Here is a 14,822-nt window from a genome sequence, read left to right on the forward strand (position 1 = left end):
GACGGGGCGGAGCGCTAGCATGCCGTCGCTTCAGGACGTCTTTTCGCCCGAAGGCCTGCTGGCAAGCAAGATTCCGGGCTATCGGCTGCGGCCGCAACAGCTCGAGATGGCCGAGCGCATCGCCGCGGCGATTGCCGGCAATTCGGTGCTCGTGGCCGAAGCCGGAACCGGTACCGGCAAGACCTTCGCCTATCTCGTCCCGGCACTGCTGTCCGGCGGCAAGGTGATCGTCTCGACCGGGACGAAGAACCTGCAGGACCAGCTGTTCTCGAAGGACATCCCGACCGTGCGCACGGCGCTCGGTTCACCGGTACAGGCTGCGCTGCTCAAGGGACGCGCCAATTACGTCTGTCATTACCACCTCGAACGCGCGCTCGCCGACGGACGCTTCCTGACGCGCGAGGATGCCGCCGACGCGCACCGCGTCGCGCGTTTTGCCCGCATCAGCAAGACCGGCGACAAGAGCGAATGCGCCGATGTCGCCGAGAATTCCGGCGTCTGGCCGCTGGTGACCTCGACGCGGGAGAACTGCCTCGGCCAGGAGTGCCCGTCGCACAAGGACTGCTTCGTGCTGGCCGCGCGGCGCGAGGCGCTGGCCGCCGATCTCGTCGTCGTCAATCATCACCTGTTCTTTGCCGATGTCATGTTGCGCGACGAAGGCACGGCCGAACTTTTGCCCGCCTGCAACACCGTGATCTTCGACGAAGCGCATCAACTGCCGGAGACCGCCAGCCTGTTTTTCGGCGACAACGTGTCGACTTCGCAGGTGCTCGATCTGGCGCGCGACGCGCGCCTTGAAGGCATCGCCTCGGCGAAGGATTGCCTCGACCTGCCCAAGCTCTGCGGCGTCGTCGAGAAGGCGGCCAAGGATTTGCGGCTGACGCTGCCGGTCGAGCCGGCCCGCTTCGCGCTGGCGCAGCTTCAGGAACGCGCCGGTTTCGACAACAACCTCGTCGGGCTGATCCGAGAACTCGACACGCTGGGGGCGCTGCTCGAAACGCAGGCAGCACGCTCGGAAGGCCTTGAATCGTGCTGGCGACGTGCCGGCGAACTCGTCGCCGCCTTGCGCCGCTGGCAGAACGGACGCGCCGACGACGGCGGCACCGATTACGTGCGCTGGGGCGAGACTTACACCCATTCGCTGCAACTCAATGCGACGCCGCTGATCGTTGCCGGCATCATGCAAAAGCAGATGAGCGGCCACCCGCGCGCCTGGATCTTCACTTCGGCGACGCTGGCGGTGCAGCAGAACTTCGATCACTACTGCGGCGAGATGGGGCTGGTCGGCGCCGAATCGGCGTCCTGGGAAAGTCCCTTCGACTACGCGCGTCAGGCCGTGCTCTACGCGCCGCTTGGCATGCCCGAGCCGAACACCTACGCCTACACCGAGGCGGTCGTTCATGCCGCCTTTCCGGTCGTGCAGGCGAGCGGCGGGCGCGCCTTCTTCCTATGCACCTCGCTGCGGGCAATGCGCCGCACACGCGAGTTGCTCGAAGAAGCCCTCGAACGCGCCGGTCTCGAATTCCCGCTGCTGATGCAGGGCGAAGGCAGCAAGAACGAACTGCTCGAACGCTTTCGCCGGCTCGGCAACGCGATCCTCGTCGGCAGCCAGAGTTTCTGGGAGGGCGTCGATGTGCGCGGCGAGGCGCTGTCGCTCGTCGTCATCGACAAGCTGCCCTTCGCGCCGCCGGACGATCCGGTGCTGTCGGCGCGCATCGAGCGGATGAAGCAGGATGGGCTGAATGCCTTCATGGATTACCAGCTGCCGCGTGCCGTCATCAACGTCAAGCAGGGCGCCGGGCGGCTGATCCGTGACGAGACCGATCGCGGCGTGCTGATGATCTGCGACCCCCGCCTGATTGGCAAGCATTATGGCAAACGCATCTGGCGCAGCCTGCCGCCGATGAAGCGGACGCGCGAGCTCGCGGAAGTCCTCGCTTTTTTCAAACCCTGAAAACACACCGGCCCGACCGCGCTGAACGGTCGGGCCGGTGAACGACTGCGGTACGTGACCGCAGTGGTCAAGAGGATCAGGCGCGTGCGGCGCTGGCGATGAGTTCGCCTTCGGACGCGTCGCCGAGGTCGGCGTCGATGGCTTCGCCGGATTCGGCGAGCTGGCCTTCCCAGCGTGCGACGACGGCGGTGGCGATGCTGTTGCCGACGACGTTGATGGCGGTACGGCCCATGTCGAGGAACTGGTCGATCGCCATGATCAGCAGCAGGCCGGACTCAGGCAGATTGAACATCGGCAGCACGGCGGCGACGACAACCAGCGAGGCGCGGGCGACGCCGGCCATGCCCTTGCTCGAGACCATCAGCACGGCGAGCATGACGAGCTGCTGCGAGATCGGCATGTCGATGCCGAAGGCCTGGGCGATGAAGAGGATCGCGAAGGACTGGTAGAGCATCGAGCCGTCGAGGTTGAACGAGTAGCCGAGCGGCAGCACGAAGCTGGTGATGCGGTTGTTGGCGCCGAACTTGGCGAGCTGTTCCATCGTCTTCGGATAAGCGGCTTCGCTGCTCGCCGTCGAGAAGGCCAGCAGCATGACGCTGCGCATCATCTGCATCAGCGTGAACACGCGGCGGCCGAGGAAGAGCCAACCGGCGAAGATGAGCAGGAAGGTCAGGATGACGAGGCCGGCGTAGAAAGCGCCGATCAGCTTGCCGTAGGTGCCGAGCACGCCGAGACCCTGCGTCGCGATCGCGGCGCTCATCGCGGCGAAAACGCCGACCGGTGCGAACTGCATGACGAAGTCGGTGACCTTGATCATGACGTGCACGGCTTCGTCGGTCATCGACTTCAGCGTCTTCGTCTGCGCGTCCGGCAGCGAGGCGAGCGCCAGGCCGAAGAAGATCGAGAAGATCAGGATCTGCAGGATCTGGTTGGTGGCGAAGGCTTCGAAGATGCTCTTCGGGAAGACATTGACGAGGAAGTTGCCGACCGTCAGCGACTTGGTCGCGAGGTTGGTGCTGGCGTGCGCGTCCGGCAGCGCCATGCCGAGGCCGACGCCCGGCTGGAGCACGTTGGCGAGCAGGCAGCCGAGCAGCAGCGAGACGATCGAGGCGCTGATGAACCAGAGCAGCGCCTTGGCGCCGACGCGGCCGACCGATTTGCTGTCGCCCATGTTGGCGATGCCCGAGACGACGGTGCTGAAGACGAGTGGGGCGATGATCATCTTGATCATGCGCAGGAAGATGTCGCTCAGGATCGAGAAGTAGCTGGCGATCTCCTTGGCATGTCCAGGCGAGTTCGCCCATTCGTGGGCGGCGTAGCCGGCGAGGATGCCCAGCACCATGCCAATCATGATGCGCAGGGTCAGTTTGTTTGCATTCATTACCGATTCCAGTTTGATTAAAGGTCTTTCACGGTGTCCGGGCGATTGCCCGGATACGATGTGTCCGCTTCCTTAGCAGGGAGCGTGCCTGTTTTTTTGTGTGTTTAAGTTGCTGATATTTATGTGTTTGTTTTTGATCGTGAAAAAGGCGTTGGTCGGATTGCCGGATGGAAGGCTCTGGCAGCGGTCGGAAACCCGGAAAAAGTGCGGACGACCCGCCGCCCGGATTGGGGGGATTCCCTTTGCAGTCGTTGCGCGATTCGGGTAGCCTCCGCGGATGATCGATTCCCCCTGCGAGAGTGCGTCCGCCGAGACCGTCAGCGAGGACTGGCAGCAGGCGCAGCAATTCAACGAGCATTGCGACTGCGTCGCGCTCGATCGTCCGCGCTTGCGCCGGGCGCTCGAAATGGAAGGCCTGACGCCGTCGGTATTACGCCAGACGCATCCGCACCTGTTTTCGGATGCGCGTGTGTATGTGGCGCATTCCCAACTCGATTTCATGGCGCGCTTGGCCGAGACGGTCGAGCGCATCGTCGCGCTGCCGGCCTGGCAGGAACGCGTGCTTGCCTACGCGCCCGAAAGTGCCCGTCATGTGCCGCAGGCGGCCGGCGTTTTTCTCGGCTACGATTTCCACCTGTGCGGCGGACAGCCTCGGCTGATCGAAATCAACACCAATGCCGGCGGCGGCATGCTCAACGCCAAGCTGCTTGGGGCTCAGCGCAGCGATTGCGCACATGCGGCCTCGTCGCTGCAGTCGCGGGCGTCGGTCGAGGCGGCGTTCGTCGCGATGTTTCGCGAGGAGTGGCGATTGGCGCGCGGTGAACGTCCGCTGCGCCGTATCGCCATCGTCGATACGGCGCCCGAGGCCCAGTTCCTGGCACCCGAATTCGAATTGTTCCGCCGCCTGTTCGAGGCGAACGGCATCGCCGCCGAGATCGTCGATCCGTCGGCGCTACGTTGGGAGGATGGCGTCTTGCGTTGCGGCGAGGCGGTGGTCGACCTCGTCTACAACCGTCTCACCGATTTTTCCCTGGACGAGCCGGCACATGCCGCCTTGCGCGAGGCCTGGCTCGCCGATGCCGTCGTCCTGACGCCGCATCCGCGCGCGCACGCCTGCTACGCTGACAAACGCAACCTGATCGCGCTCAGCGATGACGCGTGGTTACAAGCGATCGGCGTTGGCGAGGACGATCGCGCCCGGTTGCGCGACGGGGTGCCGGCGACGCGCCTGGTCACGGCCGAGAATGCGGACTCCTTCTGGGCGGCGCGGCGGCAGTGGTTCTTCAAGCCGGCCGGCGGTTATGGCGGCAAAGCCGCGTATCGCGGCGACAAGGTGACGCGGCGCGTGTTCGACATGGTTGCACAGGGCGGCTACATCGCACAGGCGCTGGTACCGCCGTCGGAGCGTCGGCTGTGGATCGAGGGGACGCCGCGGCATCTCAAGCTGGATGTCCGCAATTTCGTCTATCGCGGCCGCGTGCAACTGGTATCGGCCCGGCTTTACCAGGGACAGACGACGAATTTTCGCACGCATGGCGGCGGGTTCGCGGCCGTGCAGGCGGTGTAAACGCGGGAAGTAAAACGGAAGGAAGAAGCTGGAACGAAAAACCGGTTCAGTCGGCTACCGCCCAGCGCGGTCAGCAATTGCGACTGAGCCGACCGGAGCAGGGCCGCGACGTTCCGGACAGGCCGGGTGACGACGGGCATTCGCACGCAAGGTGCTGGGCTCCGGTCGGGGGCTGGCCACACATGGTGGTGTGGCTCAGTGGGCGGCGAGGGCGCTGGTGCGGAGCGTCGTCAGGCCGGCGCGGGCAGGCTTGGCAGCACTGTTTGCGGCGTCGTTGACGTTGGCCAGATAGACATGCAGGAACGGCCAGCCGTAGGCGAGCAGACCGCTGACCAGAAGCAGCGGCAGCGAGACGGTGGCGATGCCGGCAATCAGCGTGGCCAGCGAGACGGACGACGACAGCAGACGGTTCGCGGTCAGACGTTCGATCAGCTGGGTGGTAGGACTTGCACTCATGATGATTCCTTTCATAGCAGGTTGATATTTTGCCACATAGTGAAATTAATCACCATCTGACGGAAATCATACTATCGGGAATCGCGGCTGAAGTATGTTCTGATTATTGGCGCCTTTTGTAGCAGCGCGTATCACCATGGAACCATTTTGATGGGAATCGTTCTTAGTACGACGGCCGCAACGCGGCGGCTGCAGCCTGATGCGACAGGGCTGGCCACGTGCACCCGTTGGTGCAGCGCCCGTCGGTTCCCGGGTGGCAGCATGCGACCGCCGCCGCTTCTGTCAGTTCGGCCAGTTGATCTCATCTGCGTTGCGATGGCATGATGGCCGCCATCGGGGCTCTGAGTCCGCCACCGCGCCGGATTCGACAAAAACACACACAGGGTCCGCACAAGAAGCTTCCGCCTCCAGAACGCCTTAACACCGCAACGCGGGCGGTGACAACGCACAAATAACCAAAGCAGCACCTTCGCCGACTGGCGTCCGCGCTTTGCGGCATTTTTTCGTTCAGTCGATTCATCGCAGACGGCTTCCCTTTGTCGTCAATTCGCCATCTTCATGAGGAGAATTCGGTGTTCTGCCGTCCCTGTTTGCAAGTCCTGTCGCTGCTGTCACTGTCCCTGCCGTGTGCGGCGAAGCTCGTCGAGGAAATTCTGGACCTGCCGGTCAGTGCCAAGAATCTCTACGGAAAAACTGTGTCGCAATCGATCAAGGTCACGGTCTTTCGCGACGACGAGAAGGATCGAGCGCCTTTTCTGGTGCTCAGTCACGGCCGCCCGGCCACGACCGCGGAGTTTGCCGCGATGGGGCGGATGCGCTATGCGGCGAATGCGAGTTACTTCGTCGGCAAAGGCTTTGCGGTGCTGGTGCCGACACGCATCGGCTACGGTGTTTCCGGTGGCGAGGACCTCGAATATGCCGGTAACTGCGCCGCCCGGAGCTATCCGGCCTCATTCGGCGCCGCAGCGCAGCAGGTCGTCCAGGTCGTCGAACACGCACGAACCCTGCCGTATGTCGATGCGGCGAAGGGCGTTGTCGTCGGGCAGTCGTATGGAGGGGCGACCTCGATCGCGCTTGCGGCGGAAGGCTTGCCGGGTGTCGTCGCGGCGATCAATTTTTCCGGCGGCGGTGGCGGCGATCCGGTCGGGAGGCCCGGAAGCCCGTGTCGCCCCGATTTGCTCGAAGCCGTGTTCTCGAGCTATGGCCAACGCGCGCGAATTCCGACCTTGTGGCTTTACAGTACGAACGACAAGTATTTCGGCGAGAAATATCCGAAGCAGTGGTTCGATGCGTTTGTCCGCAACGGCGGCCAGGGCGAGTTCGTTCAGTTGCCGCCCCTGTTGCCACCGCTCGGCGAGGATGGGCACGCCACGTTCGTGCGCAATCCCGCAGCCTGGAGGCCGGCGTTCGAAGCCTTCCTGAGACGCGTCGGTTTATAGGGCGCGCCGATCGTCAGTCGATCGGCGCCGCCAGCATCTGCCGACGTTCGAAGCGCACGAGTTCGCGGACGCCGAGCTGCTTCAATCGGGCGAACACGGCGCCGAAATGGCGCCCGACCTGGTCCGGCGCATGTGCGTCAGAACCCAGCGTCAGCGGCACGCCGCGATCGGCCAGCAGGGCGATGACGTCCCAACCCGGCATGACTTCGCCGGCCGGCGCATCGATGCCGGAGGTGTTGATTTCGACGGCAATGTCGTTGGCCAGCAGGTCGGGAATCAGCGGTTCGATGAGGCGCAGCATGCCGCCCGGCAGTCGATGTCCGAGTTTCTTCGGCAGGTCGAGGTGGCCGACGATGTCGCAGAAGCGTTCGCGCACCATGTGGCCGACGGCGTCGAAATACACTTCGCAGATGTCCTCGATCGGCCACATGGCATAGAGTTCGTCGTCCTGCATGTTGCCGAGGCCGACGTGATGGACCGAGCCGATCACGTAGTCCCAGTCATGGCGCGCGATGGCCTCGCGGGCCAGGGCGAGGCGGCTCGGAATGAAATCCATTTCCATGCCGAGACGGATGCGGAAAGGCTGCGCGCCGTCGCGGCGATAGCGCGTCTGCAGGCGCTTTACGTCGGCGATGTAGTGTTCGTGCTCGTGCGCGCGCATCGCATAGCGCGGCCCCTTGGCGTGGAGCATCCAGTGGCTGTGGTCGGAAAAGCCGAATTCCTCGATGTCGTTGGCCAGCGCCGCCTCGACGTAGGCGTCCATGCTGCCGACGGCATGGCAGCAGCGCGTCGTGTGATTGTGCAGGTCGATCCGCATTGTTTTCCTTGTTGTGTTCAGGCGTCGGCGTGGACGACCGAGACGCCGTGATCGGCGAGCATCAAGCCCACTTCGGCGCCGAGATCGAGCGGCCGGGCGAGTTCGGGCGAGACGACGAAGATCGGGCCGAGCGGCGTTGCGAAGGTGTATTCAAAGTAGCTGCCGAGGTAGGCGCGCTTTTGCAGGCGGCCGACGATGCCGCCGCCGTCGCGCCGGATCTGCCAGGCTTCCGGGCGCACCGCGACCTTGACGGCGCCGGCGGCGACCGACTGGCGCGGACGGAAATCGATCGGACCGAGGCGGACGCTGCCGTCGGCGTCGGCGACGCCGGGAAAGAGCATGGCCTCGCCCATGAAACCGGCGACGAATTCGCTGCCGGGACGCTCGTACATCTCCTGCGGCGTGCCGCGCTGCGCGATGCGTCCGTCATTCATGACGATGATCGTGTCGCTGACGGCGAGCGCCTCGCTCTGGTCGTGGGTGACATAGGCGACGGTGAGGCCGAGGCGCTGCTGCAGGCTGCGGATTTCCTCTCGCATCTCTCGCCGCAGGCGGGCGTCGAGATTCGAGAGCGGCTCGTCGAAAAGCAGGATCTTCGGTTCGAGGATCAGCGCCCGCGCCAGGGCGACGCGCTGCTGCTGTCCGCCCGACAATTCGCTCGGCATGCGCGCGTCGTAGCCGACGAGGCCGACGTTCTTGAGCGCCTCGATGGCGCGCGCGGTCGCCGGCGCTTTGGGTACGCCCGAGACGCGCAGTCCGTACATGACATTGTCGACGACGTTCATGTGCGGGAAGAGCGCGTAGCTCTGGAACATCATCGAGACGTTGCGTTCGGCCGGTCCCAGCGTCGTGACTTCACGGCCGCCGATGAAGATCTGGCCGTCGGTCGGCGATTCGAGTCCGGCGATCATGCGCAGCACCGTCGTCTTGCCGCAGCCCGAGGGGCCGAGGATGGTCACCAGCGATCCGGCCTCAATGCCGAAGCTGACCGACTTGACGACGAGCGGCGCGGCCGGGTCGGTGCCGTAGCGCTTGCTGATGTTCCTGAATTCGATGCCGTAATCCATGCGTTTTCCTTACATGCCGGCGGCCAGCGGGGCCGCCGATGATTTGCGCCGCCCGAGCCGGCGTTCGCCGACGAGCCACTGGATGGCGCCGATGATCAGCGACATCAGCAGGATGAGAACTGTGCAGTAGGCGAGCGCGATGCCGTAATCGCCGTTGCCGATGCGGCCGATGATGTAGGTCGTCGCCAGTTCGTTCTCGGCGGTGACGAGAAAGATGACGGCGCTGACGGTTGTCATGGCGCGGGCGAAACTGTAGACGAGTGCCGCGATCAGCGCCGGCTTGAGCAGCGGCAGGACGACGCGTTGCAGCGTCTGCGCGGTGCTGGCGCGCAGCATCAGCGAGGCCTCGTCGAGCGATTTGTCGAGCTGCTTGAAGGCGGCGGTACCGGCCTGGACGCCGACCGGCAGGTTGCGGAAGAGGAAGCAGATGACGATGATCAGCCCGGTGCCGGTGAGTTCCGCCGGCGGCACGTTGAAAGCGAGGATGTAACTGACGCCGAGCACGGTGCCGGGAATGGCGAAGGCGAGCAGGGCGATGAACTCGAAGCCGTCACGGCCGCGGAAGTCGGTGCGCGCGATCAGGTAGGCGATCAGCAGGCCGATGGCGGCGGTCAGCGGCGCTGACAGGCCGGAGAGCGTCAGCGTGGTGAACAGCGAATTCCAGGCGGTGCCCGACCAGACCAGGCCGAAGTCGCTCCATTCGAGGCCGAAGGCGGTCTGGAAATGTGTCAGCGTGAAGGTGTAGTCGCGTCCCCAGGTGCGGACGAAGCCGCCGATGAAGGCGAACAGATAGACGACGAGCGTGAACGCCAGCCAGGGATAGACGACGCCGTTGAGCGTGCGCCGGACCCCGTCGGGCAGCCGCATCGGGATGCCGGCGTCGCCCTTGCCGCTGACCGTCGTGTAGTTCTGCCGGCCGAGCAGGCCGCGCTGCAGCGCGAAGACGCCGAGCGCGAACAGCGTCAGTACCCAGGCGAGCGCGGCGGCGCGTCCCTGGTCGAACTGGGCGCCGACGATGGCGAAGAAGATGTCGGTCGACAGCACCGAGTACTGGCCGCCGACGACGATCGGGTTGCCGAAGTCGGCAATGCTCTCGATGAAGCCGACGAGGAAGGCGTTGGCGAGTCCCGGCTTCATCAGCGGCAGCGTCACGGTGAAGAAGGTCTGCCGGCGGTCGGCGTGCAGGATCTGCGCCGCTTCCTCGAGACTCGGCGCGAGGCCTTGCACGACGCCGCGCATGATCATGAAGGCGATCGGCGTGAACGCGAACATCTGCGCGATCCAGGTGCCGAGGAAACCGTAGAACCAGCGTGTCGGCGTGATGTCGAAGGCATATTCGAGGAACTGGTTGACGATGCCGGCGCGGCCGAAGAGCAGAATCAGCCCGAGGCCGACGACGAAGGGCGGGGTGATGATCGGCAGCAGCGCGATGAGGCGCAGCGGCGTTTGCAGGCGCGGGCCGGCGTTGCGTTCGGCGAGCAGTGCCATCATCGTGCCGAGGACGGTGCTGCCGATGGCGCAGGCCAGGGCGAGGAAGAGCGTGTTCCAGGCGACGCCGCACTGCGTCGATCCGGCCAGGCAGCCGAGGTTCCAGATGCGCGCATCGCCGATGCGTTCGAACAGGGCGCCGAGGCCCCAGTGGCCGGCTTCGTCGATGAAGGCCGCCGACAGCGCCTTGGTCACCGGATAGGCGATGAAGAGCAGCAGCAGCGCGGCGCAGCCGACGACGGCGCCGGCGACGAAGAGGTCGCCCTTGAAGTTGCCGCAGCGGGCGAGGCCGAAGGCGAGCAGCAAGGTCAGCGCGGTGATCGCGACAAAGGCGCCGCCGCCCATGCCGAACTGTTGCGCCTCGAGTTCGCCGAACCACGCGTTGAAGACCTCGAACGACCAGCCGCGTGCGCCGATGGCGAAACCGCCGCCGACGAGCGCGATGAGGCCGAGCAGGGCGCCGGCGATCAGCCAGAGGCCCTGGCGGCGGCCGGGCGGGACGGCCAGCCCGACGGTGGCGAGTGCCAGTCCGGCGAGGCCGCCGAGGAGCCAGGGGCGGCCGTGCGCGAATGCCTGGAACAGGCCGTTGGCGGTTTCGGGGCCGTCGGCGATCTGCGTCAGGACGGCGTACCAGGCGCTGTCCTGGATCGCATACCAGGGCAGCAGGAGGTAAGCGAGCAGACCGGCGAGCAGCCAGGCGACGATCGCCCGGTTCGGATGGCGCGGCATCGTCGGATCAGCGCGGCAGCGAATTGACGTCCTTCTCCCATTTGGCGATCAGCCGCTTGCGCTCGGCGCTGGCGCCGTACTTGGCGTAGTCGTAGTTGATGAACTTGATCTTCTTGAAGTCGGGAACGAGCGGATCAATCTTCGTGGCGACGTTCGACGGCAGTTGGTACTGCTTTGCGGCAGCGCCCATCTCCTGTGCCGAGGGCGTCAGCGCCCACTCGTAGAACTTCTTGGCGGCGGCGAGGTTGCGCGCGCCCTTGATGATGCTCATCGAGCCGATTTCGGCGCCGGTGCCTTCCTTCGGCGTGATCGTTTCGACCGGGAAACCGTGCAGTTTTTCGCCGGGACCGTCATGCACGAAGCTGATCGACACCGCCGTTTCGCCGCGCGCCACGGCCTTGATCGGCCCGGTACCCTGGCGCGTGTATTGGCCGACGTTGCGGTGCAGCGCCTTGAGGTATTCGAAGGCCTTGTCCTCGCCCATCAGTTGGACGAGGGTGGCGATCATCGTGTAGGCGGTGCCGCTTGAGGCCGGGTTGGCGACCTGGATGTCGCCCTTGTATTCGGGCTTGAGCAGGTCGGCCCAGGAACTCGGGACCGGCAGCTTCTTCTTGGCCAGCAGTTCGGTGTTGTAGCCGAAACCGAGCGGTCCCGAGTAGATGCCGACGGTGCGGTAGCCGGATTGCTGTGCCTGCTGCTGCGCCCAGGGATGGAGTTGCGGCAGCGTCGGCGACTTGTATTCGAGCGAGAGGTTCTGTTCGGCCGCCTGCAGGTGCGGATCGCCGGTGCCGCCGAACCAGACGTCGGTCTTGGGGTTTTCCTTCTCGGCGATGATCTGCGCGAGCGCTTCGCCCGAACCCTTCATCGTCACATTGATCTTGGTGCCGGTGGTGCGCGCGTAGACGGTGCTGATCATGTTGCACCAGTCGGCCTGGGCCGAGCAGATGACGTTGACCTGGTCCGCCACGGCGCCCTGCGCCAGGAAGCCGAGTGCGGCCGCGACCAGCGATAAACGGAAATACCGATGCATGCCAATCCCCTTGTCCTTGATGTTGAGATGCGAAAACAGGCGTGTTGCCTTTCGCAGGAATTCTACGCCTTCGGGATATCGTCCGGCCGCCTTCGTGGCGATCGGAAATCGTGTTTGCGGCGACTTCGACTTGAAATACGACAGTGCTCCCCCATCTCGTCGGTATCACTGATAGATACTTTGAGGGAGCAGCGATGCGACTCGACAAACTGACCACCAAATTCCAGCAGGCGCTGGCCGACGCGCAGAGCCTGGCGATCGGCCACGACCATGCGATGATCGCGCCGCAGCATCTGCTGCTTGCCCTGTTGCAGCAGGAAGACGGTTCGACCGCCTCGCTACTGGCCCAGGCCGGCGTCAATGTGCAGGCGCTCAGGACGGCGCTCGACCAGGCGATCGACCGCCTGCCGACGGTCGAGGAGCACGGCGGCGAAGTGCAGATCGGCCGCGACCTGACGAACCTCCTGAATCTCACCGACAAAGCGGCACAGAAGCGCGGCGACCAATTCATCGCCAGCGAAATGTTCCTGCTCGCGCTGTGCGACGACAAGGGCGAAACCGGCCGGCTGGCCAAGCAGCACGGCCTCGAACGCAAAGCGCTGGAAGCAGCGATTGCCGGCGTACGCGGCGGCGAGAGCGTCAATTCGCAGGAAGCCGAAGGGCAGCGCGAGTCGCTCAAGAAATACTGCATCGACCTGACCGAGCGCGCGCAGCAGGGCAAGCTCGACCCGGTCATCGGCCGTGACGACGAAATCCGTCGCACGATCCAGATCCTGCAGCGGCGCACCAAGAACAATCCGGTCCTGATCGGCGAGCCGGGCGTCGGCAAGACGGCCATCGTCGAGGGGCTGGCGCAGCGCATCGTCAATGACGAAGTGCCGGAAACGCTCAAGGGCAAGCGCGTGCTCTCGCTCGACATGGCGGCGCTGCTGGCCGGCGCCAAGTACCGCGGCGAATTCGAGGAACGCCTCAAGGCCGTGCTCAAGGAAATCGCCCTGGACGAAGGTCGCATCATCGTCTTCATCGACGAGCTGCATACCATGGTCGGCGCCGGCAAGGCAGAAGGTGCGATCGATGCCGGCAACATGCTGAAGCCGGCCCTGGCGCGCGGCGAACTGCACTGCGTCGGTGCGACGACGCTCGACGAGTACCGCAAGTACGTCGAGAAGGATGCCGCGCTCGAACGCCGCTTTCAGAAGGTGATGGTCGATGAACCCTCGGTCGAGGCGACGATCGCGATCCTGCGTGGCCTGCAGGAAAAATACGAACTGCATCATGGCGTCGATATCACCGACCCGGCCATCGTCGCCGCGGCGGAACTCTCGCATCGCTACATCAGCGACCGTTTCCTGCCCGACAAGGCGATCGACCTGATCGACGAGGCGGCGGCGCGCATCAAGATGGAAATCGACTCGAAGCCCGAGGTCATGGACAAGCTCGACCGTCGCATGATCCAGCTCAAGATCGAGCGCGAGGCGGTCAAGAAAGAGAAGGACGAGGCCAGCCGCAAGCGTCTGCAGCTGATCGAGGATGAGTTGGCCAAGCTTGAACGCGAGTACAACGATCTCGAGGAAATCTGGAAAGCCGAGAAGGCCAAGGTCCAGGGCAGCGCCTCGATCAAGGAAGAGATTGACCGGCTCAAGGCGCGCATGGCCGAATTACAGCGCAAGGGCCAGTACGACAAGCTCGCCGAGCTCCAGTACGGCCAGTTGCCGCAGCTCGAAGCCCAGCTCAAGGCCGCCGAGAGCGGCAAGGGGACGGGCGAAGCGGCCGCCAACAAGCTGTTGCGCACGCAGGTCGGCGTCGAGGAGATCGCCGAGGTCGTCTCGCGCGCCACCGGCATCCCGGTGTCCAAGATGATGCAGGGCGAGCGCGAAAAACTGCTGGCGATGGAAGACCGGCTGCATCAGCGCGTCGTCGGCCAGGACGAGGCGGTGCGTCTCGTCTCCGATGCGATCCGGCGTTCGCGTGCGGGCCTTTCCGACCCGAACCGGCCCTACGGCTCCTTCCTCTTCCTCGGTCCGACCGGTGTCGGCAAGACCGAGCTGTGCAAGGCGTTGGCGGGCTTCCTTTTCGATTCGGAAGATCACCTGATCCGCATCGACATGAGTGAGTTCATGGAGAAGCATTCGGTCGCCCGCCTGATCGGTGCGCCACCCGGCTATGTCGGTTACGAGGAAGGCGGCTACCTGACCGAGGCGGTGCGACGCAAGCCGTACAGCGTCATCCTGCTCGACGAGATCGAGAAGGCGCATCCGGATGTCTTCAACGTGCTGCTGCAGGTGCTCGACGACGGTCGCATGACCGACGGGCAGGGGCGCACCGTCGACTTCAAGAACACCGTCATCGTCATGACCTCCAATCTCGGTAGCCAGATGATCCAGCAGATGGCCGGCGACGATTACCAACTCGTCAAGCTGGCGGTGATGGGCGAGGTGAAGAGCAGCTTCCGGCCCGAGTTCATCAACCGCATCGACGAGGTGGTGGTGTTCCACGCGCTCGACGAGAAGCACATCCGCTCGATCGCGAAAATCCAGATGGCGTACCTGGAAAAGCGGCTGGCACAGATGGACATGGCGCTCGCCGTCGACGACAGCGCGCTGGCCGAAGTCGCGACCGCCGGTTTCGACCCGGTCTTCGGCGCGCGGCCGCTCAAGCGGGCGATCCAGTCGCAGATCGAGAATCCGCTGGCGCGGGCGATCCTCGAAGGAAAATTCGCCGCCAAGGACACCATTCGCGTGTCCTGCAAGGCCGGCGTGATGCGCTTCGAGAAGGCGTGATCAGCGGTCCGGCGGGATCTCCCGCCGGGTTTTTCGCGTCGGCGCGGGCCGGGCAAATGCCCGGCCCTTTGTCTTGTCGGCGCCGATAATGCCGGTGGCGTCTCAAGGCTCCCC

10 protein-coding genes are annotated in these 14,822 nt (G+C 64.8%); 4 read left to right on the forward strand and 6 right to left on the reverse strand.

Annotation, left to right across the window (positions count from 1 at the left end):
- Nucleotides 1-19: 19 nt before the first annotated feature.
- Nucleotides 20-1,954: a DNA repair helicase YoaA gene (yoaA, locus tag BLR25_RS08275; RefSeq protein WP_091936580.1), complete on the forward strand. Its 1,935-nt coding sequence runs from the start codon at nt 20-22 to the stop codon at nt 1,952-1,954.
- A gap of 76 nt (nt 1,955-2,030) precedes the next feature.
- Here yoaA and BLR25_RS08280 read toward each other — a convergent pair whose 3' ends face one another.
- Nucleotides 2,031-3,335 carry a dicarboxylate/amino acid:cation symporter gene (locus BLR25_RS08280; RefSeq protein WP_091936440.1) on the reverse strand — a complete coding sequence of 435 codons (1,305 nt, stop codon included), beginning with the start codon at nt 3,333-3,335 and terminating at the stop codon, nt 2,031-2,033.
- Nucleotides 3,336-3,612: 277 nt separating this feature from the next.
- Between BLR25_RS08280 and BLR25_RS08285 the strand changes: the two genes are divergently transcribed.
- The gene (locus tag BLR25_RS08285; protein ID WP_091936442.1) at nt 3,613-4,902 is read left to right on the forward strand and encodes a hypothetical protein; all 1,290 of its coding nucleotides are present in this window, start codon (nt 3,613-3,615) and stop codon (nt 4,900-4,902) included.
- Nucleotides 4,903-5,097: 195 nt separating this feature from the next.
- Here BLR25_RS08285 and BLR25_RS08290 read toward each other — a convergent pair whose 3' ends face one another.
- Nucleotides 5,098-5,358, reverse strand: a complete 261-nt coding sequence (locus BLR25_RS08290) for a hypothetical protein (protein ID WP_143009805.1) — start codon at nt 5,356-5,358, stop codon at nt 5,098-5,100.
- A gap of 572 nt (nt 5,359-5,930) precedes the next feature.
- On the opposite strand from BLR25_RS08290, the gene BLR25_RS08295 reads away from it, so the two are divergent.
- Nucleotides 5,931-6,797 (forward strand): alpha/beta hydrolase family protein, encoded by an 867-nt coding sequence (locus tag BLR25_RS08295; protein WP_218122671.1) that lies wholly within the window; start codon nt 5,931-5,933, stop codon nt 6,795-6,797.
- 13 nt (nt 6,798-6,810) lie between these two features.
- On the opposite strand, the gene BLR25_RS08300 is transcribed toward BLR25_RS08295, so the two are convergent.
- The 4 genes from BLR25_RS08300 to BLR25_RS08315 are packed head-to-tail and all read right to left on the reverse strand — an operon-like array spanning nt 6,811 to nt 11,928.
- The gene (locus BLR25_RS08300) at nt 6,811-7,614 is read right to left on the reverse strand and encodes a histidinol-phosphatase HisJ family protein (RefSeq protein ID WP_091936446.1); all 804 of its coding nucleotides are present in this window, start codon (nt 7,612-7,614) and stop codon (nt 6,811-6,813) included.
- A gap of 17 nt (nt 7,615-7,631) precedes the next feature.
- Entirely contained in the window at nt 7,632-8,681 is a 1,050-nt protein-coding gene (locus BLR25_RS08305; protein ID WP_091936448.1) for an ABC transporter ATP-binding protein, read from the reverse strand.
- A 9-nt stretch (nt 8,682-8,690) separates the two neighbouring features.
- Entirely contained in the window at nt 8,691-10,898 is a 2,208-nt protein-coding gene (locus BLR25_RS08310) for an ABC transporter permease (protein WP_091936450.1), read from the reverse strand.
- A 7-nt stretch (nt 10,899-10,905) separates the two neighbouring features.
- Complete coding sequence (locus tag BLR25_RS08315; RefSeq protein WP_091936452.1) at nt 10,906-11,928, reverse strand: ABC transporter substrate-binding protein; 1,023 nt, start codon at nt 11,926-11,928, stop codon at nt 10,906-10,908.
- A 194-nt stretch (nt 11,929-12,122) separates the two neighbouring features.
- On the opposite strand from BLR25_RS08315, the gene clpB reads away from it, so the two are divergent.
- Complete coding sequence (clpB, locus tag BLR25_RS08320; RefSeq protein ID WP_091936454.1) at nt 12,123-14,708, forward strand: ATP-dependent chaperone ClpB; 2,586 nt, start codon at nt 12,123-12,125, stop codon at nt 14,706-14,708.
- The last annotated feature ends 114 nt before the right edge of the window (nt 14,709-14,822 follow it).

This window comes from Propionivibrio dicarboxylicus (genome assembly GCF_900099695.1).
GTDB lineage: Bacteria > Pseudomonadota > Gammaproteobacteria > Burkholderiales > Rhodocyclaceae > Propionivibrio > Propionivibrio dicarboxylicus.